23 protein-coding genes are annotated in these 21516 nt (G+C 45.4%); 9 read left to right on the top strand and 14 right to left on the bottom strand.

Translation table 11 applies throughout. The annotated features are described in order from the left end of the window. Positions 1-2: 2 nt before the first annotated feature. Entirely contained in the window at positions 3-1460 is a 1458-nt protein-coding gene (locus tag OC538_RS12800; protein WP_251695468.1) for a carbon starvation protein A, read from the bottom strand. Positions 1461-2399: 939 nt separating this feature from the next. Between OC538_RS12800 and OC538_RS12795 the strand changes: the two genes are divergently transcribed. Then, positions 2400-2825, top strand: a complete 426-nt coding sequence (locus tag OC538_RS12795) for a hypothetical protein (protein WP_410055875.1) — start codon at positions 2400-2402, stop codon at positions 2823-2825. Positions 2826-2942: 117 nt separating this feature from the next. On the opposite strand, the gene OC538_RS12790 is transcribed toward OC538_RS12795, so the two are convergent. Genes OC538_RS12790 through OC538_RS12780 form a run of 3 tightly spaced genes read right to left on the bottom strand, consistent with a single transcriptional unit; the run spans position 2943 to position 5361 of the window. Continuing rightward, a complete protein-coding gene (locus OC538_RS12790; protein WP_262175952.1) occupies positions 2943-3947 on the bottom strand; it encodes an NAD(P)H-dependent flavin oxidoreductase in 1005 nt (334 codons plus the stop codon). Continuing rightward, the gene (locus tag OC538_RS12785; RefSeq protein ID WP_262175950.1) at positions 3944-4183 is read right to left on the bottom strand and encodes a hypothetical protein; all 240 of its coding nucleotides are present in this window, start codon (positions 4181-4183) and stop codon (positions 3944-3946) included. Before OC538_RS12785 ends, OC538_RS12790 begins: the two co-directional genes overlap by 4 nt. A gap of 29 nt (positions 4184-4212) precedes the next feature. Beyond that, positions 4213-5361 (bottom strand): PstS family phosphate ABC transporter substrate-binding protein, encoded by a 1149-nt coding sequence (locus tag OC538_RS12780; protein ID WP_262175947.1) that lies wholly within the window; start codon positions 5359-5361, stop codon positions 4213-4215. A 135-nt stretch (positions 5362-5496) separates the two neighbouring features. Here OC538_RS12780 and OC538_RS12775 point away from each other — a divergent pair, with 135 nt between their 5' ends. Beyond that, entirely contained in the window at positions 5497-7143 is a 1647-nt protein-coding gene (locus OC538_RS12775; RefSeq protein WP_251695473.1) for a catalase, read from the top strand. Between the two features lie 48 nt (positions 7144-7191). On the opposite strand, the gene OC538_RS12770 is transcribed toward OC538_RS12775, so the two are convergent. Together OC538_RS12770 and OC538_RS12765 are read right to left on the bottom strand one after the other, a co-directional pair. Next, positions 7192-7386, bottom strand: coding sequence for a YwbE family protein (locus OC538_RS12770; RefSeq protein ID WP_251695474.1), 195 nt, complete (start codon positions 7384-7386; stop codon positions 7192-7194). Then, complete coding sequence (locus tag OC538_RS12765) at positions 7386-7994, bottom strand: class I SAM-dependent methyltransferase (protein WP_251695475.1); 609 nt, start codon at positions 7992-7994, stop codon at positions 7386-7388. The genes OC538_RS12770 and OC538_RS12765 overlap by 1 nt, the downstream gene beginning before the upstream one ends. 320 nt (positions 7995-8314) lie before the next feature. On the opposite strand from OC538_RS12765, the gene OC538_RS12760 reads away from it, so the two are divergent. Continuing rightward, positions 8315-8827 carry an RNA polymerase sigma factor gene (locus tag OC538_RS12760; protein ID WP_262175944.1) on the top strand — a complete coding sequence of 171 codons (513 nt, stop codon included), beginning with the start codon at positions 8315-8317 and terminating at the stop codon, positions 8825-8827. Next, a complete protein-coding gene (gene lepB, locus OC538_RS12755) occupies positions 8808-9605 on the top strand; it encodes a signal peptidase I (RefSeq protein ID WP_251695477.1) in 798 nt (265 codons plus the stop codon). The genes OC538_RS12760 and lepB overlap by 20 nt, the downstream gene beginning before the upstream one ends. Before the next feature lie 70 nt (positions 9606-9675). Here the strand turns inward: lepB and OC538_RS12750 are convergent, their stop codons facing one another. The 4 genes from OC538_RS12750 to OC538_RS12735 form a co-directional block, all read right to left on the bottom strand. After that, the gene (locus OC538_RS12750) at positions 9676-10233 is read right to left on the bottom strand and encodes a GNAT family N-acetyltransferase (protein ID WP_262175941.1); all 558 of its coding nucleotides are present in this window, start codon (positions 10231-10233) and stop codon (positions 9676-9678) included. Between the two features lie 23 nt (positions 10234-10256). After that, the gene (locus tag OC538_RS12745; protein ID WP_262175939.1) at positions 10257-10904 is read right to left on the bottom strand and encodes an HAD hydrolase-like protein; all 648 of its coding nucleotides are present in this window, start codon (positions 10902-10904) and stop codon (positions 10257-10259) included. A 43-nt stretch (positions 10905-10947) separates the two neighbouring features. Further along, positions 10948-11298 carry an NIPSNAP family protein gene (locus OC538_RS12740; RefSeq protein WP_251695480.1) on the bottom strand — a complete coding sequence of 117 codons (351 nt, stop codon included), beginning with the start codon at positions 11296-11298 and terminating at the stop codon, positions 10948-10950. A gap of 73 nt (positions 11299-11371) precedes the next feature. Continuing rightward, positions 11372-12940, bottom strand: a complete 1569-nt coding sequence (locus OC538_RS12735; RefSeq protein ID WP_262175932.1) for an amidohydrolase — start codon at positions 12938-12940, stop codon at positions 11372-11374. A gap of 106 nt (positions 12941-13046) precedes the next feature. On the opposite strand from OC538_RS12735, the gene OC538_RS12730 reads away from it, so the two are divergent. Beyond that, positions 13047-13487 carry a YtoQ family protein gene (locus tag OC538_RS12730; RefSeq protein WP_060205541.1) on the top strand — a complete coding sequence of 147 codons (441 nt, stop codon included), beginning with the start codon at positions 13047-13049 and terminating at the stop codon, positions 13485-13487. 43 nt (positions 13488-13530) lie between these two features. Here OC538_RS12730 and OC538_RS12725 read toward each other — a convergent pair whose 3' ends face one another. After that, positions 13531-13749, bottom strand: coding sequence for a hypothetical protein (locus tag OC538_RS12725; RefSeq protein WP_262175929.1), 219 nt, complete (start codon positions 13747-13749; stop codon positions 13531-13533). Positions 13750-13801: 52 nt separating this feature from the next. On the opposite strand from OC538_RS12725, the gene pstB reads away from it, so the two are divergent. The 4 genes from pstB to pstA all read left to right on the top strand — a co-directional run bounded on the left by pstB (position 13802) and on the right by pstA (position 17691). Beyond that, complete coding sequence (pstB, locus tag OC538_RS12720; RefSeq protein ID WP_251695483.1) at positions 13802-14620, top strand: phosphate ABC transporter ATP-binding protein PstB; 819 nt, start codon at positions 13802-13804, stop codon at positions 14618-14620. 166 nt (positions 14621-14786) lie between these two features. Beyond that, positions 14787-15758, top strand: coding sequence for a PstS family phosphate ABC transporter substrate-binding protein (locus tag OC538_RS12715; RefSeq protein WP_262175923.1), 972 nt, complete (start codon positions 14787-14789; stop codon positions 15756-15758). 93 nt (positions 15759-15851) lie between these two features. After that, positions 15852-16805, top strand: a complete 954-nt coding sequence (gene pstC / locus OC538_RS12710; RefSeq protein ID WP_262175920.1) for a phosphate ABC transporter permease subunit PstC — start codon at positions 15852-15854, stop codon at positions 16803-16805. A 55-nt stretch (positions 16806-16860) separates the two neighbouring features. Continuing rightward, the gene (gene pstA, locus OC538_RS12705; protein ID WP_410055885.1) at positions 16861-17691 is read left to right on the top strand and encodes a phosphate ABC transporter permease PstA; all 831 of its coding nucleotides are present in this window, start codon (positions 16861-16863) and stop codon (positions 17689-17691) included. 153 nt (positions 17692-17844) lie between these two features. Here the strand turns inward: pstA and glmM are convergent, their stop codons facing one another. The 3 genes from glmM to cdaA are packed head-to-tail and all read right to left on the bottom strand — an operon-like array spanning position 17845 to position 21350. Beyond that, on the bottom strand, positions 17845-19197 hold the full coding sequence (glmM, locus tag OC538_RS12700; protein ID WP_251695487.1) for a phosphoglucosamine mutase: 1353 nt from the start codon (positions 19195-19197) through the stop codon (positions 17845-17847). A 40-nt stretch (positions 19198-19237) separates the two neighbouring features. Continuing rightward, entirely contained in the window at positions 19238-20521 is a 1284-nt protein-coding gene (locus OC538_RS12695; RefSeq protein ID WP_251695488.1) for a YbbR-like domain-containing protein, read from the bottom strand. After that, positions 20514-21350 carry a diadenylate cyclase CdaA gene (gene cdaA, locus OC538_RS12690; protein ID WP_316044310.1) on the bottom strand — a complete coding sequence of 279 codons (837 nt, stop codon included), beginning with the start codon at positions 21348-21350 and terminating at the stop codon, positions 20514-20516. The genes OC538_RS12695 and cdaA overlap by 8 nt, the downstream gene beginning before the upstream one ends. Between the last annotated feature and the right edge of the window lie 166 nt (positions 21351-21516).

Raw genomic sequence — 21516 nt, 5'->3', positions numbered from 1 at the left:
AATCAGTTTGTCGTTGCACTGTTCCAATGTGAAATGTCTTCTTCCAGTGGAATTTGTGCAGCTCTTGCCCGAACCGCAGCGAAGAAGAATAGCACGACGAGGAAGATCGAAATGACCGTTGCTCCGATATACGCCACATTCATCGGTAATCCGAAGCCGATCGTTGCATTTAAAATATACGTCGTCGTCGCCATTAGCATGAACGTCCCCGGGATGAGTGCCACCCAGTAGTTCTTCCGCGCGATGAACAGATACATCGCACCTACGAATAATGCGATAACGGCTGTCGATTGGTTCGCCCATGAGAAGTAACGCCATAGGATGTTAAAGTCGACTTGTGTCAACGCGATGGAGATGACAAACATCGGTACAGCAATCCAAAGACGGCTCACCATCTTCACTTGCGGTAACTTGAAGTAATCAGCAATGATCATACGCGCACTACGGAAAGCCGTGTCGCCGGAAGTGATCGGAAGGATAATGACACCTAGAATTGCTAGCGTTCCACCAACTGCACCCAACATCAATGTCGAAGCTTCGCTGACGATCAATGCAGGACCGCCTGCAGCCAACATCTCATTCAAGCCGCCATACCCGTTGAACAGCGCCATTCCTGCAGCTGCCCAAATCATCGCGATGATCGCTTCTGCAATCATCATGCCGTAGAAAATTTTGCGCCCTTGGCCTTCTTTTTGTGTCGTACGTGAAATGATCGGTGATTGTGTCGCGTGGAAGCCAGACAATGCACCACATGAAATCGTTAAGAATAATAGCGGGAAGACCGCCAATTTATCAGGGTGCATATTGGCAAAAGTCAACTCAGGAATGCTGACCCCTTTGACGACCATCATACCGCCAACCCCGACAGCACTGATAATCAAAAGCGCTCCGAAAATCGGATAGAAACGGCCGATGATCTTATCAATCGGCAAGAGTGTCGCAAGAATATAATAAGCAAAAATAAGTGCAACGATGATGCCCATCGCCATCCAACCATTCATTAAGTTGTACAGCAATCCTGCCGGTGCGGATACGAATACCGTTCCGACGAGAACCAATAATAGAATGGCAAAAGCATTTACAATATGTTTCATGAACTTCCCTAAAAACTTCCCTGCAAGCTCAGGTAAATGCGCTCCGCGGTTACGTATGGAGATCATTCCCGTTAAATAGTCATGAACAGCACCTGCAAAAATCGCCCCAATTACAATCCAAACAAAGGCAATCGGACCATAAAGAGCCCCCATGATCGGACCGAAAATCGGACCTACCCCCGCAATGTTCAACAGCTGAATCAACGAGTTTTTCTTTGTGCTCATCGGCACATAGTCCACGCCGTCCCCGCTCGTATAAGCAGGTGTCGCACGATCTTCTTTCACCCCGAACATCTTCTCAATGAATTTGCCATACGTGAAATAGCCGACAATCAATAAGACGATACAAAATAAGAACGTAATCATTTCTTTTTCCCCTTTCCCCAAAGGCAATATTTCTTTCAGAACCTGAAAGCTTGAATCTAGTATACTTCATTTTGCTACATAATAAAATGTTGTTTTCAGGTTATTCAGTAAGTCTCACAGTGTTCGGGGACCCAATTGGAAGTAGTGAATTTTCAACTAACGAAGATGGATGTTGAATAAAAGGATTTTTTACGGTTGTGTTGAATAAGTTAATATATGTAATTTATTGAACAAGAGGGACGCTTTACTTTCAGTTTGGAGATGGGTGGTTTTTAAAGAATCTCAAATAGGCCGTTTAGGAGGGGTAACTATTCCTGAGAAGAGGTTTTTACCTTTATTTGTTTATATTCTTTTGCTAACAATACTTCTATTAACACTAAAGACTAACTTCAATTTGACTGGTTATAGTTATTACTTGGATGAAAAAACGATGATGTTAACGATTGAAGAGGGCTTCGGAAAAATAGAAACGTACAATGTGCAAGATTCTCCAATTCAAGCGATGAAAGTAATGATATCAATTAACAAAGCATATGACATGTGGGGAGTTACTATCTTAATATCCTCACTTTTCATCACAGGCTTTTTTTTATTATTTGTTAAACCTGGGATACCAAGAAAAATCGTGAAATTGTATCTCACAATATACTTTATATTCCTTACCGTCTTTATTTTTTGGAGTATTTATCGGCACAAAGAAATTATACAGGAAATATCAAACGCTCTAAATAATTTGTAAAGATAGAATGACATTTATTTCTCAAAATGATGTTTCTTACTTTTTAAACAGGGGCTTTACTTCAAGAAGGAGTAAAGCCTTTTTTCTTGAACTAACGGAGCAGGTTAGTTTAACAAGGATGATAATATGGATTGAAAAAGGGGATGTGTCTGTGATCTATCTAACCGTTCAGAGTTCTGAGCGTAATAGGGGGCATAAATTTGAAGACGTTTAAATTACTCATTAGCTTAATCGGGATATTTTCAATGTTGTTAGTAGGTTGTTCAAACGAAATCCAGAATACGGAACAAAGTATAGTAGTTGAAAAGCGCATTGGCGATGAAAATAACTATGAAGACTTCAGAGAGGTCACTGACAATGAGCAAGTTCAAAAATTGTTAGAGATTTTACAGGATGCAAATTGGATAAATGCAAAAGCAGAAAGGGTAAACCCTCCTGATTACAGATTTGCATTTCGTTTTAAAAACCCTAACATTGAAGCAAAAGCGGTATTATATGAACTATCGATAACTCCAAACAAAGATAAAGTAGAGCTCATTGGAGGAAATCAATATGTCAGATTAGACAAAAATAAGTCAGCAGAGCTATTTGAAATAGTTACAGGAGAAAAATTAACGGATCAGTGAAGCATCAGCAAATGAAATTGAACTTGTATTAGCTATTCCACTAACGGGTGCTCAGTTTAATAAGCACAATAAATTTCTCGACAATATTGCAGTTTTATGCTATTACCCATCCTCTATTCAAAGGAATTTTCCGATGATTTCCTTCACCGTTCCACCCGTTGTTTCATGGACGCTCTCCCCCGCCCATAGCGACATGAACTCCGGTTTTCCGAGCTTTGCCGCTTCACTCCGGATTTTTTTCGTCAAATCGTTTTGGTATGGGTAAGGGGCGATTGGGACGCTTGCGGTCATGTCTATGAACTCGTTACGGATGCCCCTTGCCGATTTTCCGGAGAAAGCTTTTGTCAGCACTGTGCTATTGCCGCCAGCTGCCAAGACGGCTTCTTTATAGAGCGGATGCGCACCACTTTCTTCTGCTACTAGCAGTGCGGTACCAATTTGGACGGCTGCCGCTCCGCGGGAGAGTTGAAGTTCGAGATGCTCTTTGTTAGCGATTCCACCAGCCGCAATGACTGGAATATCGACAGTCTGGACGCTTGAAGGAAGTAGTTCTTCGAGTGGTACAAGCTGTTCGCTGATGAATGAACCTCGATGTCCTCCCGCTTCCTTGCCCTGTGCAACGACTGCGTCCATTCCGACTTGTTCGGCTAAAACAGCTTCTTCGACTGTCGTTGCCGTGCCGATCAAGTAGATGTAATGATCTTTTAATTTCCGCACAATTGTTTCGTCCGGCAAACCAAATGTAAAGGAGCACACTGCGACCCTCTCTTCAATAATGACATCCACTTGCTCGTCAAAATCCGATTCCGACAATGGCGCCTTCCAAAACGGCATGCCGAGTCTCTTGCCGATTGGCTGCAGTCCTAAATACGCTTGTCGCAGAAGGTCTTGATTCATTTCGACATCTTCTGGTACGAACAGATTGACTGAAAACGGCTTATCTGTGAGCTTTTTGACCTCGCGAATGAAATCCCGCGTAGCTTCTCCGGATAAATATCCTGCACCTACTGAACCTAAAATACCCGCATTTGATGATGCCGCCACGAATTCCGGCGTCGTGACACCCGCCATTGGAGCTTGGATGATTGGATGTTGAATTCCTAACGTTTCTGTAAAGGTCATGATTCCACTCTCCTTCTCTCATACCGATGAAATAAATACATGATCACTAAGGGAATAACCGGGAAAAGCGCCACTAATTTAAATGCATTGTTTGCGCCGAAAAAATAATATGCAATCGGTATAGATGTGAAAAAGCTAATGAGCAATGAAGTTTTAGACTTGGTAAACAGCCCAAAAAAGAACGTAAGAAACGAAATGATTAATGAAGCCTGCCATAGGACGACGATCAAGTTCATGCATTCCCTCCTAGTTTATGAGCTCCCACTTACTTCCCAACTGGCACATACCCCGTCTTCTCCACAATTTCTTGCCCTTCATCCGACAAGATCCACTCAATGAACGCATCGACATGCGGGTTGTCGCTTCCCGCCGTCACAGCATAAAATTCATTCGTTATTGGATATTCTCCTGACCTGATAGTATCGGTGTTCGGTTCGACACCATTCACGCTAAGCAGGCGAATTCTATTGTTTTTCACCATCTGTGTCGAGTAGTACCTGAATGTGTAGCCGATTGCGTTTTTATGATTTTTATAGTCGGACACTTCGCCGATGACCGTGCCCATGAGTGACATGACATCCTCTGTCGGCGGCTTCATAATTGGTGTGAGGCCCATGAAGTTTCGCAGCGCAGTTTGACTGCCACTATTTTCGGGTCGTTGAAATGCACGGATTTCATTGTCTTTTCCACCGACATCTTTCCAATTCGTAATCTTCCCTGAGTAAATCCCTTTAATTTCATTCTCGGTCAAGCTTTCCACCGAGTTCTTGGAATTGACGAAGAAAACGAATGCCTCCTTCCCGATCGGTGTCAGCTTCAGCTCCTTGCCCGCACTTTCCGCTTGGTTCAGCTGCGTTGTAGACGGTCCCAAAACGAAAATGATATCCACTTTTCCGTTAATCAAGTTCGTATAGGCAGCTTCAGTCCGATTCGACATCACTTCGCTGTCATAAGGTTGGTACTCTTTTTCAGGATAAACGGCTTGTGCGAATGACGCGTAAATTGGATAAAGCGCCGTCGCCCCATCGATAATCGGCAAGTCTTCCTCGATGTGCAAATTTGCAGGCTCATCTAAAAATACGGCCTTCGTTCTCTTTTCAAACGGTTGATATACAGCTAATTCAACTTGGCCATCGGTAATGACTGGACGTGTTTTGTCATAGACGGCCGGTATGGTGAACAGAAGCGATACAGCGATGAGAGCCGTTACTCCGATCCAGAAATGCTTTTTATAGTTGAACAGTTCAAAGCGCGCCATGACAAGCATTGCACCGAATGATATGTATGCCGCGATGACGAGCGGTACAAAAAAACCCTTATTTGAAATGTATAATAAAAACGCTGCGAAGCCCGCAAATGGAAATACTAATGCCCATATGAATAAAACTGACAATATGCCCCAAATCGTTTTCAACCTATTCCCTCCTCGCAATCTCTCTTTTGTTTAGTATACATTATTCCGAATATAAAAACGGCGCTGAAATACACCTGAATAAACTTTCCGACAGAGGGTAAAAGATAATGAGAATGATTTGAGGAGGTTTTCTATTTGGCAGAGAACAAAGATGTGAATGTTACAAATGGCCAAGACGTGACACGTGAGACGTTGACAACGCGGCAGGGCCATCCTGTGACAGATAACCAAAATATCCGTACGATCGGCAATCGCGGGGCAGCTACGCTTGAGAATTATCATTTCATTGAAAAGATTTCACATTTCGACCGCGAAGAGATACCCGAGCGAGTGGTACATGCAAGGGGAACCGGAGCATTTGGATACTTTGAATCGTACGGTACAGTCGGTGACGAACCAGTAGAGAAGTACACGCGTGCGAAAGTATTCTCGGGTGCCGGGAAGAGAACGCCGCTGATGGTTCGCTTCTCCACAGTGGCAGGTGCGAAGGATTCGCCGGAAACGGCACGCGACCCAAGGGGCTTTGCGGTAAAAATGTACACGGAAGACGGCAACTGGGACTTAGTCGGAAACAACCTGAAAATCTTCTTTATCCGCGATGCGATGAAATTCCCTGATATGATTCATGCGTTTAAAGCTGATCCAGCGTCGAATGTGCCAAGTCCTCAGCGGATGTTCGATTTCGTTTCCCGTTCACCTGAAGCGACCCATATGATCACGTTCCTATTTTCCCCATGGGGCATACCAGCTACATACCGCCACATGCAGGGCTCTGGCGTCAACACTTACAAATGGGTGAATGATAAAGGCGAAGCTGTATTGGTGAAGTACCACTGGGAGCCGAAGCAAGGGATCCGCAACTTGACTCAAGAAGAGGCTAACGATATTCAAGCGAAGAACGTCGGCCATGCAACACAGGATTTATATGAGGCAATTGAGCGGGGAGATTATCCGGAGTGGGAGCTATTCGTGCAGATCATGGAAGATGATTACCATCCTGAACTCGATTTCGATCCGCTCGATGATACGAAGCTATGGCCGGAGGAGAAGTTTCCATGGCTGCCGGTAGGTAAGATGGTCCTTGATCGAAATCCTGAAGATTTCCACGCAGAGATTGAACAAGCGGCCTTTGGTACGGGGGTTCTCGTCGACGGGATGGATTTCTCGGATGATAAAATGCTGCAAGGACGGACTTTCTCATACTCAGATACGCAGCGCTATCGTATAGGCGCGAACTATCTGAAATTGCCTGTAAATGCACCAAAGGTTCCTGTCCGGACGAATCAGAAACGCGGTCAAATGGCTATCCATGACGCGAAAGAGTCTGGAGATTTGCATATCAACTATGAACCATCGATGCTCGGCGGCTATCAGGAAAAAAGCGAGGATATTCGTACACCGCATCAACCCATCTATAATGCAGCAGCAATGAGTGCACCAATCGATCGCCCGAACAATTATGGTCAAGCCGGCCACACATATCGCAGCTTTGAAGATTGGGAGCGCGATGAATTGATTAAGAACCTATCCGAAGCGCTGGCGATCTGTGACAAACGAATTCAAGACGCCATGATCGATCACTTCACGCAAGCCGATGAAGACTATGGCAAACGCGTGAAGGAAGGTATAGAAAGGGTAATGAAAGAAATCCAAGAAATGAAAACGGACAATAAGATTCCGGGCCGTGAATCTGGCCTATCGAAATATGGCCAAGGGACAGTAGCTGCGAACGAGGCAACAGATGATGCTGTGAAGGAAAGCCATAAAGCTGATCCATATTAAAATGAAAGAGGGACGAGCCTGATGTAGGCTGCGTCCCTTTATTGCGATTCATTCCAAAATATCGCTGACCCTGCCGACTTGTCCGTCCTCGAGCCGTACTTTAATGCCATGCGGATGGAAGCTCGAGTTTGTCAATAAATCCTTGACGACCCCTTCCGTCTTCACGCCTGTGCGTTGGTCCTTTTTCAGGATGACTGCGACCTTACTTCCTGGCTTCACATCACTTCGATTACGTCCGTCCATTAGTTCGCTTCCTCTCTCTTTTGAAAAATGCTTTGTACAACATGGGCCGTTCCAGTGTGAAGCTGTCCTTCGTCGCGGTTCACTTCACCTACGTGGAAATGTTTAATGAAATAGCCATCGAACTTTTCCAAGATGTCCGCCGGATCCGCAAGCATCGCCTCATCACGTGGTCCACCTGTGCCGTATCGGAGTTGCTCTTTCGTATATAACTCACTCACATAAAAGCCGCCGACTTTCAGCGCCTTTTGAATGCCAGTCATCGTTTTTTCCATGACATCCTTTGGAAAATGACCGAAAATGTGAACGATTGCATCCCACTGCTCCTCTTCCCAATCCACTTGCGCCAAGTCGCGAAGCTCCGTCTTCACGGCAACCCCTTTTTCATTCGCCAATTGCTGTGTCTTATCGAGCCCGGCCTGCGCATAGTCCCATGCAGTCACATCAAATCCGAGGGATGCCAAGTAGACGGCATTGCGCCCCTCCCCTTCCGCGATGCAAAGCACTTTTCCTTTTGGCAGCACGTGAGCAGCTTCCACGACAAACTGATTCGGCTCTTTTCCGTATATGTACTCTTTTGTAGAAAATCGCTCATGCCAAAAATTTGTCATTAGCTATCCGTTCCTTTCATGACGATTTCCCTAAGTTTATCACAACCTGTCCTCGGCATGGCCATCCGTACACCGAGCAGATAGGTTATCACCGACTTAAGCGGGTTTACCACCGATTCTCCTCAATTAACTTCATTTACACAAAAAAACTCACACAAAATTCCTGGAAATGAAATTTCCTTGCGAGTAGACCCGTTATACTTAATGAAACACTAATCGACATGCGCATGTCTGTTTGAATGATTTATTATGATTTAGTTCAGATTCGTTACCGATTTTCAGAGTTTGCGTCTAAGTAAATAACAAGTGAGGTGAACGATTTGTCCAGTGAAGCGTGGTTTGATGAACATTATGATGCCGTTTACAGTTACATCCTCATGCTCGTGAAAGATTCCCATACAGCCGAGGACTTGTCCCAGGAGACGTTTATGAAGGTAGTTCGGAATGCACATCAATTCAAGGGGGACTCCCACGTCAAAACTTGGATTTTCCGTATCGCCTACACGACGACGATAAGTTATTTCAGAAAGAAGAATCCCATTACGTTTTATTTTGATTTATATGCTCACAGCGCCAAGCACGAACGATCGCCGGAAGAAATTGTCCTTCTTAATTCACAGCAAAAGCAATTTTACGAAGCGCTTAACCAGCTGAAGCCAAGTTACCAGCAAGTGATCATACTGCGGAAGATCCAAGACTTTTCGACAAAAGATACGTCAGCGATCCTTAAGTGGTCAGAAGGAAAAGTGAAGATGAGTTTGTCGAGGGCGCTTGTCGCGTTCAAAAAGGAATTAGAGAAAGGTGGTTTTACGAATGAAACGCTTAACCGATGATGATATAGCGCAGGAGCTGGTAAAGCTTGGTCATGCGTTTAAACCTTCTTCCATACAGAAGGAGAATATACGGCGGAGTATCTTTGCATCAGCCCGCCCTAAGAAAGTGTTTCGTAATACATTGCTCCCTACCTTTATCTCCCTTATCGTTCTACTATCGGTCGGTGTCGGATTGTTTGTCATCATTGGCGAATCGGAATTAACGACAGGAGTAATCACCGATAACATAACACCGGAGCGTTTGGAAGCTGCTCCACAAAATGAACAGACATTTTTGATTGAATGGGGATCCGATTCAATGGATAGGGGAAATCACGATTTCTATACCCTTGAGCACGGGCAGCTTGTCGTTTCAACTGATTTCGATGAGTTGCAGCGGGGGCAAGCTGTTTATTATCATATGCCACCTTCCGTCATTGCCAAGAATTCGGCAGTTCCTGAAATGTATATCGGAAGAGTCGTCGGATTACCCGGTGAAACGGTAGAAATTAAAGGCGGTCAAGTGTATATTGACGGAAAGAGACTTGATACGTTCTATGGCAAAGCAACAATGCACGGCTTAAGCGAGGAGGAGTATTTCAATACGGTTGCGAGCAGTCGAATTGTAGATGAACAATCGATAAGGGAATACTTCAATATGGACATGGCAGCCGTAACTGTGGAGGAAAATACAGTGTTCATTCTCGTTGATCAATGGTGGCGTGGATACGATAGCCGCGAGTATGGTCCTTTGCCGATCGGAGAGATTGAAGGGATCATTATCGGGACTGCTGAGTAATAAGATAGTTTATTGAACAAATAAAAATACAGAGCAGAATGGCTGAAGTGCCCTATCTGCTCTGTTTTTATTAACCAACTTTTCTATCCAACCAACTGTCCCTCGTCAATTTCATATTATTCGAATCAATCCATTCGCCTTCAAATTCCAGATCATTTTCATCAACACTCTCTACTACAAAGCCAAGCTTTTCATACACATGCTTTGCCCTGGGATTGAAATTAAAAACACTTAAGGTAAGTTCGTTAATTGTCGTGGTTTGAAATATGTAACTAATGATAAGCTGAGTGGCCTCCGTTCCTAATCCCCGATTCCTTCCCCTCGGACCAATTAGAATCCTGAAATTCATACTATGATTCTTCTCATCGTATAGATTTACCACTGCCTCACCAACAAAGATGCCCTGAGATGAGTCAACAATCGCCAAATCCAAGCGATCCACTTGTTCATTCCTAGTTTGGTACCAATTTCGAGTAAAATCCCAGTCAATTTCATTTGTGCTTCCTGTCAGTTTAAGTACTTCGGGGTCCTGTAAACATTCCTCTATGAAAGGGAAGTCCTCTTCCTTAAAAGGTCTGAGGATAACTTTCTCCCCTTCTATCAGAGGTTTATGCCGTAGATCTATCATTTTATTCACACTCCTAACTGTCCTCACTTTAAGATCTTTTTTAACTCAAGTAAGTCATCAATTACGACATCCGCCTGAGCAAGTTCGTCTTCCTTTGCGAAATCGAAGTTGCAACCAATAGCGAGTAAACCGTTATCTTTCGCTGCGTTTATATCCGATAATCGATCACCTACTACCGCTCCGTTTGTAATGCCATACTTTTGTACAATACTCCGGACTAAGTGCGATTTGTTCATAGAGTCAATTTGCTCGATACTAAAGGTCTCTGTCACCCATCGATCCAATCGATAATAGCTCACTATGGCTTCGAGGTAACCAATTAACCCATTGCTTGCTATGTAGATTGAAAATTGGTTCTTTTTCAAGTAACTGAAGAGTTCTTTGACACCGGGGTATAAAGCTCCGTTTCCATCTCTTATATTTTCAAGTAATCTTTTAAGAAAATATCCATCCGTTAGTTCTCTATCTTCCTTAGAATGAGTGGGCATCAATGTTTCCCAAACTACCGGCAAAGGAACACCCATAATCTCACGGTACTTCTCAATCGGTGTGGCGCCGTTCCAATTATCCATTGACCGTAAGTGTTCAAAGGTCTCATTAAGGGCTAATTCCAGGATTCTATCTGTTTGAAAAAGCGTGCCGTCCATATCGAATATAAAAGACTGTATCATATCCACTCTCCCATACAATGTATAGTTTGGTTGGCCGAAGAGATCACTGTGCCTTCCATTCTACAGTCGATGTTATCGCTTCATTTTCAACCTCTAAAATGTATTCCTTCAATACGTGTTCCCGTCCACCGTGCTTTGCATACCAGTCCTTCACACGCCCTACATGAGCATGATCATTTCTTATCTTGGTTTCGATCTCTACATAATCTTCATAGCTGTCATATTCCCATATAGCAAAGATCTCGACAGTATTGTCCTCATTTTCCTTCATCCAACGGCCAATTAATCGAGAACCGTGTTTAAGCTGGTTAGGCAAGTTGGTGTTACTAAAATGTTGATTAAAGATCCCTACAAATTCTTTTTTCACAGTATAAAATTTTCTCCGATAAAACATAGTATCCCCCTCATACTGAAAAGAAGATAACAGACAATCAGCACCCTGTTATCTTCCTCCAAATACATTTTTGTCAGTTCCGATACATGACATCTCCTGCAACTACCGTCATAACGACAGCAGCATCTAGGATCTCCTCTTCACTCACCTCAAACAAGTCTTTATCCAAGACCGTGAAGTCTGCATCAAATCCAATACCAATTTTTCCACGCGAATCCGCCTTGCCAATTGTCGCCGCACTGCCCGATGTGAATAAACCGACCGCTTCAAACATGCTTAGCTTTTCTTTCGGTAAATACCCTTCGTGGGTCTCTCCCGGTTTTCTCCGTGTGACCGCCGCGTAAATGCCTAGCAATGGATCGACCTCTTCGATCGGCGCATCCGATCCAGCTCCGCAAATGAACCCTTTGTCAATCAGTCGCTTCCATGCATAAGCCCAGTCCAAGCGCTCTTCCCCTAGACGCTCCATCACCCATGGGAAATCGGATGAGACGAAAACTGGCTGTATGTCCAAGACGATCGGAAGCTTCTTCATCCGCTCCACCAAGTCGTCACGCAGCACATTTACATGGATGAGACGGTCGCGCTTCCCTTCCGGCACAGGATGGCGCTCGATTGCGTCCAATCCTTTTTCAACAGCTCCATCGCCAATCATATGCATTGCAACGGCCTGACCGTATTTCCGGGCGGTCGCTACATGCTCGTGGATCTCCTCATCGGTCAACACAGCTGTGCCGAAAGTGGACGGGTCATTCGAATATGGTTCACTCAGTAAAGCTGTGCTTCCGCCAAGCGAGCCGTCGATGAAGAACTTCATTTCCCCTGGGTCAATCCACGGTTCGTTGTACTCGGCATTTTCCTCCATCAATTGCATAAACACCGTCGAACGGCGCAACAGATGCGCACGGAACTTCTTTTTTTCACCGATGACATTTCGGAATGCCTGCAATGGATTTTGGTAATTCCCATAATAGCCCAAGTCGTCCGTCACTGCCCCAGTCAGTCCGAGCGACAGCAGATCATCGACCGACTTCTCAAGCGCCATCGTCAGCATTTTCTCCGTCGGCTGCGGAATGAGCTGCAGTACGCGATCCATCGGTCCTTCCTTCAATACTCCTGTCGGTTCCCCGTTTTCATCCCGCTCAATGACGCCATCATCCGGATCCGGCGTATCTCTCGTAATGCCTGCGAGCTCCAACGCTTTTGAATTGAGGATTGCCGCGTGCCTGCACGTCCGTTTCAAATACATTGGAGAATTCGTCACCTTGTCCAGTTCGTTGCGCGTAAAAATCTTTTTATCCGCGAAATTGTTTTCATTCCATCCTTCGCCAATGAACCACTCATCCTCTTTCAAATCTGGATAGGCATTCAAGAGCATATCCATCATTTCATCCGAAGACTTCGCCTTGGATAAATCCAAACTGAGCAATTTCTGCCCATGCCCGATCATATGCATATGGTTGTCAATGAATCCTGGATAGAGCACCGCCCCTTTTAGGTCGATTTCATTATCGGCTTCATTCCTTAATTCGTCATAGGTTCCCACTGCTATGATCTTTCCGTTTTCCGTGAGAAGCGCCTCGACGGTTTCCCCTTCCCTGTCCATCGTATACATCTTGCCGTTATGCCAAATCGTTTTCATACGTCTCCCCCTTTTCTTTCCTTAATTCTAAACTTTCGTGCAACGTTGGGCAATCTAATTCGGATGAATGTTATAATGGGGGTATCATTTATAGGAGGGATCTTTAATGAGATTGACAGTATATCTTGCAGGGGAAATCCATACATCTTGGCGTGAAGAGGTGAAACGGAAAGTCGCGGCATTGAATTTGCCGATTGATTTCGTTGGTCCGATGGAAGACCACGATCGCTCGGATAATATCGGGGAGGAGATTTTAGGCAAGCAGCCGGATGCAATTTTCAAGGATGCTGCCGCTTCCAGCTTCAACAACTTGCGGACTGAACTTCTAATGAAGAAAGCTGATCTTGTCATTGCCCTTTTCGGCGAGCAGTACAAGCAATGGAACACAGCGATGGACGCGAGTGCCGCAGTTGCATACGGCAAGCCGCTTATCCTCATCCGCTCCGAGCAGCATCACCATCCTCTGAAGGAGCTTTCCCGTAAAGCGCATGCTACAGTCGAGACAGTGGACCAAGCCGTGAAGGCATTGCATTATATTTTTGAATGAATGAAAGGCTATCCCTCTGAGAATGGCCTTTTTATGTTGGAAACTATTGTCGATTACCACCGACAACGGCGGGTTTATCACCGAATCTCAGCACTTTACCACCGATTCTTGACACTTTATCACCGAATCTCAGCACTTTACCACCGATTCTCGACACTTTATCACGGATTCGGCAAATTCCAACCCATTTACGTACAGTTTCTAGATGCTCCGCATTACTTCCTCTTAACAAAACCTTAACAACACCTTCATACTTCCTCAATAATCCTCCCGTAGACTAAACGTAAGCCTCAAACCAACTAGGAGGATTTTAAATGACATTACTTCTTGATCGTATAAAAGAAAAACCATTATCTGTCGTACGAAACGAAAGCTGGCATAAACCGATTTATGAAACGAACGGGCTGAATCTCTGGTACGGCACGTCGCATGCACTGAAGAACATCGATCTCTCCATCAATGAACGCGAAGTGACCGCCATCATCGGTCCATCGGGATGTGGGAAATCGACGTTCCTCAAAACATTGAACCGTATGGTGGAAACAGCAACCGATGTCTCCATCTCAGGCAATGTCACTTTCAAAGGGAATAATATTTTAGGTAAGGCAATGCCTGTGGAAATCCTTCGTTCCAAAGTTGGCATGGTGTTCCAAAAGCCGAACCCCTTCCCGAAATCAATCTACGAAAACATTGCTTTTGGACCAAGAGTGCACGGCATCCGCAACAAGGCGATGCTCGACATGATTGTAGAAGAAAGCTTGAAGAAAGCCGCCTTATGGGATGAAGTGAAAGATCGACTCCATAAAAGCGCGTACAGCCTTTCCGGCGGACAGCAACAACGGCTATGTATCGCACGCTGCCTTGCCATCGATCCCGAAGTGATCTTGATGGATGAACCTACGTCCGCCCTGGATCCTGTATCGACTCATAAGATAGAGGAATTGATTAGCTCCATTAAAAACGATGTGACGATTGCCATCGTAACGCATAACATGCAGCAAGCCGCACGTATTTCCGATCGTACTGCATTTTTCCTGAATGGCGAAGTGATCGAAGAAGATCGGACGACTACCATCTTCAACAACCCTTCAGATACATTGACAGACGACTATATTAACGGCCGTTTCGGCTGAACCATGAACCCGCTTCCTATGAGAGCGGGTTTTATTTTTTTATTAACAATAATTTACAATACCTTTACATATTAACAACACCTACTTAACAATGGACCATTAAGATGTAGTTGTGAAGGAGATTCCTTCATCTAATATAGAACTTAAACCAGGGGAGGATTTATCAATGAAGTTCAACAAGTATCTTTTATTCATGATCATCGCTGCTTTTACAGTTGTTCTTGCGGCATGCGGCAAGGACGGCGAGTCCGGGGAATCGGACAAAAACAAAGCCTCCGCGCAAGGAGCAGAGCTGGAAGGCAGTGTCGCCATTGATGGTTCCGGAACAGTGTACCCGCTTATGGCCCGACTTGCCGAGGAGTATATGGTGAACGAACAAGAGAACGTTTCCGTTGAAGTGAGTCGCGCTGGAACAAGCGCAGGGTTCAAAAAATTCCTCGTTGAAAACGGTACAGACTTCAATGATGCTTCCCGCCAAATCAAAGATGAAGAAGCAGCAGAAGCCGATAAGCTCGGCATTGAAGTGAAAGAATTGAAGGTTGCTTTGGACGGCCTTACATTCGTCATCAATAAAGAAAATGATTGGGCTACAGAAATGACGCCTGAAGAACTGGTCAGCATCTTCCTTGCTGATAGCACTGTCGAGAAATGGTCCGACATCAATCCTGATTGGCCGGACGAAAAGATCAATGCGATGGGACCGAATGAAAACCACGGAACATATGAATTTTTCTACGAGAGCATTTTAAATAAGCAGGATATGGATAACTCAGTCAACTTGCAGCAGGAATACTCAACGCTTGTGAACCTTGTTTCTGAAGATAAGAACGGAATCGCGTTCTTCGGATTCGGCTACTATGTCAATAACCAAGACAAGATGAATGCCGTTGCTGTCGACTTCGGAAACGGTCCTGTCGAGCCGGCGTTAGATACGATCGCTGAGGATGGCGCTTATGCGGACTTCACTCGCCCGGTCTTCACATACTTGAATGTGAATCACGCAAAAGAAAAGCCGCAAGTTAAAGATTTTGCACTCTACGTCATGAACAATATTACTAAATTCGCAGGTGAAACAGGCTTTGCACCGATCCCGGAATCTGAAGTGAAAGAAAACGTCAGCTACCTGGAAGGCCTGTAATCAGCAATCAAAACGTTGGAGTCTAGACGAGGATAAGGATGGGGGCTGTTAAAGCCTTCATCCTCTTGCATCTTATTGGAAGGGGTATCTTTAATGATAAATCAAGAACTACCAAATGCAGATAAAGTGAATATCCGGGACATGATCGACCAAAACCATCGCGGCAATTCGATCAGAAGAAGGATTGAACGGCTCATTCCCAGCTTCCTCGCCATAATCGCCTCATTGTCCGTCTTGACGACAATCGGCATCATTTGGACACTGTTATTTGAAACAGTGGAGTTCTTCAAACGGGTGCCTTTCCTCGATTTCTTTTCAGGCACCGTCTTGAAGCCGTTGAGCCAGAATCCTGAGTTCGGGGTGCTTCCATTATTGATGGGCACCGTTACTTCCTCTTTGATTGCAATGGCAGTAGCTGCGCCAATTGGGCTGATGGCAGCCATTTACTTGAGCGAATACGCGTCCCCGAAAGTGCGGAGAGTTGTCAAGCCGATTCTTGAACTGCTCGCCGGCGTACCGACAATCGTTTATGGATTTTTCGCTTTCACTTTCGTCACGCCGCTTTTACGTGAATTCATTCCGAGTCTCCAGGCGACGAATATTCTTAGCCCCGGCTTAGTCATGGGTGTCATGATCATCCCGATGATTGCGTCCCTATCCGAAGACGCAATGAGTTCTGTTCCGAATGCTATGCGTGAAGGCGCTTATGGATTAGGAGCGACAAAACTTGAGGTTACGCGCAAAGTTGTCATTCCCGCGGCTCTATCCGGCATCATCGCCTCGTTTGTACTTGGGATTTCCCGTGCCATCGGGGAAACGATGATTGTGACGATTGCAAGCGGCAGCACGAAAAATTTTACTTTTGACCTTACACAATCGACGCAGACAATGACCGCTTACATCGTCGAAGTGACGGGCGGAGACGCCGCTGCCGGATCGACAGTCTATTACAGCTTGTATGCAGTTGCGATGACCCTTTTCGTTTTCACACTCATGATGAACCTTATCGCAAGGGCCGTTTCCAAAAAGTTCAGGGAGGAATATTAAGATGAATCAATTGAGTGAAAAACAACATATACGGCGGACGAAGCGTCGTTTATTCATGAACCGGTTCTCGAAGTCCATCTTTATGCTGTCCGCATTCTTCGGACTTTTCTTCCTAGCAGTTTTGCTCGTCAAAGTCGTTTCGGAAGGCATCGGTTCAGTCAACTTCGATTTCTTGACCGGTAAATTATCAACGCAGCCTGAACGTGCTGGCATCATGGGAGCGATCCTCGGAACGTTTTGGCTCATGCTCGTTGTCGCTCCCGTTACAATGTTTGTAGGCGTCTGCACGGCAATTTACTTAGAGATGTATGCAAAAAAAGGCCGCCTAGTCAGCTTCATTCAAACGAATATATCCAATTTGGCAGGTGTCCCTTCCATCGTGTATGGAATCCTTGGTTTAACTGTTTTTGTACGGGTGCTAGATCTTGGAAACATCGTCCTTGCCGGCGGGTTGACGATGTCCCTATTGATTTTACCGATTGTCATCGTTGCAAGTCAGGAAGCAATTCGCTCCATCCCTTTCTTTTTAAGTGAAGCTGCATACGGGCTAGGCGCGACGAAATGGCAAACGATTCAGCGAATCATCCTGCCCGCAGCACTTCCCGGAATTTTGACAGGAGCCATTCTTTCCTTATCCCGGGCAATCGGCGAAACCGCGCCGCTCGTCGTCATCGGTATCCCTGCATTGCTGATCCCATTCCCAGGTAGCATCATGGACCGCTTCACAGTGTTGCCGATGCAGATTTATTACTGGACGTTGGATGCTTCGCTAGTCGCGGAATATGCAAATTTGGCCGCCGCCACAATCATCGTTCTGCTAGTGGCACTGTTCGTTTTGAACTCCACAGCGATCATCATCCGGAATAAATTCCAGCGTGTATTTTAAATTTATATTTCCATCGCATCCGGTTATGGGTGCGATTTTTTTGTTCGTGACCGCGTGAAGCAGCATCATGACCGTCTGTTAACAGCGCAAAACAAAAAAGGATGAAAGGAAATCGTAGCGATTTCCTTTCACCCTTAATAGCCAATTCATTGATTATTCTTCTATACCCATTTCCTCACGAACTACATCCGCAATGCGGTTGACAAAGCGTTCGCATGTATCGTGATCCGGTGACTCGACCATTACGCGGACGAGCGGTTCAGTTCCAGATGGGCGGACGAGGACTCTGCCGTTGCCAGCCATTTCCTCTTCAACTTCCTTGATCACCGCAGCGACTTTTACATTTTCAGTAACTTTGTTTTTATCCGTCACTCGGACGTTGACAAGTTCCTGCGGGTAGATTGTCATCTCGCTTGCAAGGTCTGATAGCTTCCGACCAGTTCGCTTCATGATGTTGACAAGTTGTAAGGCCGTCAATAGACCGTCCCCTGTCGTATTGTAATCGAGGAAGATGATATGGCCGGATTGCTCCCCGCCAAGATTGTAATTCCCTTTTCTCATCTCTTCGACGACGTATCGGTCACCGACGGCTGTTTTGACGCTCATCATGCCGTGCCGCTCCAATGCTTTATAGAAGCCGAGGTTGCTCATGATCGTTGAAACGATCGTGTCGGACTTCAAGCGGCCTTTCGATTGGAGGTGGCGGCCGATGATGAACATGATTTGGTCACCATCAATGACCCGGCCAAGTTCGTCAACTGCAATGAGGCGGTCTCCATCCCCGTCAAAAGCAAGTCCGATGTCTGCACCTTTATCAACCACGAGCTGGCTGAGTCCTTCAGGATGTGTCGACCCGACTCCTTCATTAATGTTAAGGCCGTTTGGAGATGCGCCTATCGTCGTCAAGTCCGCATCAAGGTCGGCAAAGACATGCGTCGCTAATGAAGAAGTCGCGCCATGTGCACAATCAAGTGCAACATGAAGGTTGGTGAATTCCTCATCGACTGTCTGCTTCAAGTATTGGATATACTTATGGCCGCCTTCAAAGTAATCCGTAACAGTGCCGACATCAGCACCTACCGGACGAGGCAGGCTATCTGTCTCTTCATGTAAAAGGGATTCGATTTCCTCTTCCTGCTCATCTGTCAATTTGAAACCATCAGCACCGAAAAACTTGATGCCATTATCTCCAAATGGGTTGTGGGATGCTGAGATCATAACACCCGCCTGGGCATTCATGACGCGCGTCAAATAGGCAACACCAGGTGTGCTGATGATACCAAGCCTCATCACTTCGACTCCCATTGATAATAGACCTGCAATCAAAGCGTTTTCCAGCATATGGCCGGATATGCGGGTATCCCGTCCAACAAGCACTTGGGATGTCTCCTGGGAAGCTTTTGTTAATACATGTCCGCCAATCCTGCCAAGTTTAAATGCAAGCTCCGGCGTTAATTCTTTATTCGCAATCCCACGGACGCCATCCGTTCCGAAATACTTTGTCATAATCCATACTCCCTTTCAATGCTCTTAATCAGCTTCTTCATTATGCAAGCCTAATTTCCAATGTCACTTCATCGTGAGAAATCTTCCATGCAATATTATCCGGCCCTACTACAGTCAACGGATATGTATGCTCCCCTTCCTGATCGGTCACGGAAGCATCGACGCTAATATCGAAATCCGAAGTGTCAAGTGAATTTATGACATCCTCTTTGGCAGTTACCGTCACATCGACAACTCCATTTGTAGGTTTCAAAAAGGTACTGCTATATTTCTCATCCAGACCCTTCACTGCGACCGGGATGTTTTTAAATTCCTTTGTTACGTCCTTCACCACATCAGTCGTTGGTTCCATCGATACATCAGGCGGCGGATCCTCTCCATCCACGACGGTTACGCCGATGTTCACTTTGATCTTCTCCTCCGAGAGCTTGGAAACTCCCTTTGGCTTTGGAAGGTTCAATTCTACAGTTCCTGATTGCTTCACTTTCGAGATATCCACATCCACTCGGAGGTCGTTAATGGACTCGAGAGTTTTCTGAGAGCCGAACAGAGTTACCGTTTTCGTATCTGTGAATACAGAGTCGATGACGATGTTCTCGCCCGGCTCGCCCTTTTGTCTCAGGGTAACAGGAACCTCTTTACTATTTTCTTTCACTTCTACTTTGACCGTCACTTCTTCGGGCACAATCGTGACATCCAATTTATTCAGATCCCGGTCGAGTACCCGGACACGTGCTTTCTGTTCAAATGATTTATTAATGCCCGTATCTCCGGTTGCCGAAACCTTCACAAAGCTGATTGATTCCACAACGCTTTTCGCGCCAGTCACTTGAATGGTGGAAGGTTCGACTTCCTTCTTCACTGCATTATAACCTTCCGCAAGCAGCCGCTCATTAAATTCAGGCTCGACTGGGAACGTTTTTGATACTTTCTCTTCGATGACAACGGCCACAGTCGCCGGATCCAATCTCACATCCAGCTTATCCGATAGATTTTCAGCTTGTATCTTGACCGTATGTCTTCCCATCGGCAGCTCCCGCAAGTCGACCTTCAATGTGAAATCCTTCAACAGTTTTGTCGACTGGACGAGACTTGCAGGCCCGTCTATTGCCATATTGACCGTCTTAGGGACTCCGGTTACGACGGAATTTTCATTATCAAAAAGCACTTCCACAGGCACATCGTGAAGGATACCCTGTGAATCACCGATCGTGGAGCTCGTCTTTTTTTCATTCTCCGACTGGACGGAAAAGAAAAGGATTATGGCGAGTGCCAATGCTGTGAAACGGAGAAACCATGGGCGATCCATTAACTTATCAACCATTTTTTTGTTTCCCCCATTTCCAGAATGGAGAAGAAGACGTTTCGGTTTCCGCCCCAAACCATACTTGACGCAGCTGCTTCTCAAACTCTTCCATCGATAAATTCCGATTGATATCCCCGTTAGCGGTAATACTGACGGCCCCTGTCTCTTCGGAAACGATTACCGTAATGGCATCGGTCACTTCACTTATGCCGAGTGCCGCTCGGTGACGGGTTCCGAGTTCCTTGGAAATGAAGGGATTTTCCGAGAGCGGCAAATAGCAACCCGCAGCCGCAATCCTATTCTTTTGCAAGATGACGGCTCCATCATGTAACGGTGTGTTAGGAATGAAGATATTGATAAGCAGTTCAGATGTGACAATTGAATTCAATGGAGTACCGGTTTCTATATACTCGCTAAGACCTGTCTCCCTTTCAATCGAAATGAGTGCTCCAATCCGCCGCTTCGCCATATAGCTCACCGACTTATTGAATGCCTCAATCATGCGGTCGCGTTCTTCTTCCTCCTGCATTGCGGACCTTGCAAACAAGCGTCCTCGTCCAAGCTGTTCCAACGCACGGCGTATTTCGGGTTGAAAAAGGATAATAATAGCAAGGAAACCGAACATCAACACTTGATCCAACATCCACTTCAATGTATCAAGTCCAAAGTATTCAGTAAGAATTCGGGCTAATAAAATGACGAAAATTCCTTTTAACAGCTGTACAGCTTTCGTGCCTTTTATGATGGTGATTAATTTATAGAAAACAAACCATACGAGAAGCACATCCACTATATTTTTAAGTATTTCAACTGGACTTGAGTTTGTTATCATTTCCCAACCTGGCATGCGCTTCCCTCACCTTCATCGCAAATTCTATACCTCAGTATATCATACAGCCTAGTTTCAATGCTCTTGAAAACAAATTAGGACTGGTTACTAATGGGAACGTTTTCAGCCGAGGTTTGTTTCCTACCAAGGAAAACTTTCCGCGAGCGGCAGCATTTATTGCGCG

Origin of the sequence: Saccharococcus sp. Marseille-Q5394, assembly GCF_946901335.1 — a bacterium.
Classification (GTDB): domain Bacteria; phylum Bacillota; class Bacilli; order Bacillales_A; family Planococcaceae; genus Sporosarcina; species Sporosarcina luteola_C.
This window is presented reverse-complemented; position numbering and strand designations above follow the sequence as displayed.

Excerpts from the sequence above, each read along its gene's own strand:
- OC538_RS12740 (WP_251695480.1), bottom strand. The coding sequence starts at position 11,298 with ATGTTTTATCGGAGAAAATTTTATACTGTGAAAAAAGAATTTGTAGGG.
- OC538_RS12750 (WP_262175941.1), bottom strand. The coding sequence starts at position 10,233 with ATGATAGATCTACGGCATAAACCTCTGATAGAAGGGGAGAAAGTTATC.
- OC538_RS12735 (WP_262175932.1), bottom strand. The coding sequence starts at position 12,940 with ATGAAAACGATTTGGCATAACGGCAAGATGTATACGATGGACAGGGAA.
- OC538_RS12765 (WP_251695475.1), bottom strand. The coding sequence starts at position 7,994 with ATGACAAATTTTTGGCATGAGCGATTTTCTACAAAAGAGTACATATAC.
- OC538_RS12785 (WP_262175950.1), bottom strand. The coding sequence starts at position 4,183 with ATGAACTTGATCGTCGTCCTATGGCAGGCTTCATTAATCATTTCGTTT.
- cdaA (WP_316044310.1), bottom strand. The coding sequence starts at position 21,350 with ATGCCAGGTTGGGAAATGATAACAAACTCAAGTCCAGTTGAAATACTT.
- lepB (WP_251695477.1), top strand. The coding sequence starts at position 8,808 with ATGAAACGCTTAACCGATGATGATATAGCGCAGGAGCTGGTAAAGCTT.
- OC538_RS12790 (WP_262175952.1), bottom strand. The coding sequence starts at position 3,947 with ATGACCTTTACAGAAACGTTAGGAATTCAACATCCAATCATCCAAGCT.
- OC538_RS12770 (WP_251695474.1), bottom strand. The coding sequence starts at position 7,386 with ATGGACGGACGTAATCGAAGTGATGTGAAGCCAGGAAGTAAGGTCGCA.
- OC538_RS12715 (WP_262175923.1), top strand. The coding sequence starts at position 14,787 with ATGAAGTTCAACAAGTATCTTTTATTCATGATCATCGCTGCTTTTACA.
- OC538_RS12730 (WP_060205541.1), top strand. The coding sequence starts at position 13,047 with ATGAGATTGACAGTATATCTTGCAGGGGAAATCCATACATCTTGGCGT.
- glmM (WP_251695487.1), bottom strand. The coding sequence starts at position 19,197 with ATGACAAAGTATTTCGGAACGGATGGCGTCCGTGGGATTGCGAATAAA.
- pstA (WP_410055885.1), top strand. The coding sequence starts at position 16,861 with ATGAACCGGTTCTCGAAGTCCATCTTTATGCTGTCCGCATTCTTCGGA.
- pstB (WP_251695483.1), top strand. The coding sequence starts at position 13,802 with ATGACATTACTTCTTGATCGTATAAAAGAAAAACCATTATCTGTCGTA.
- OC538_RS12745 (WP_262175939.1), bottom strand. The coding sequence starts at position 10,904 with ATGATACAGTCTTTTATATTCGATATGGACGGCACGCTTTTTCAAACA.
- OC538_RS12695 (WP_251695488.1), bottom strand. The coding sequence starts at position 20,521 with ATGGTTGATAAGTTAATGGATCGCCCATGGTTTCTCCGTTTCACAGCA.
- OC538_RS12800 (WP_251695468.1), bottom strand. The coding sequence starts at position 1,460 with ATGATTACGTTCTTATTTTGTATCGTCTTATTGATTGTCGGCTATTTC.
- pstC (WP_262175920.1), top strand. The coding sequence starts at position 15,852 with ATGATAAATCAAGAACTACCAAATGCAGATAAAGTGAATATCCGGGAC.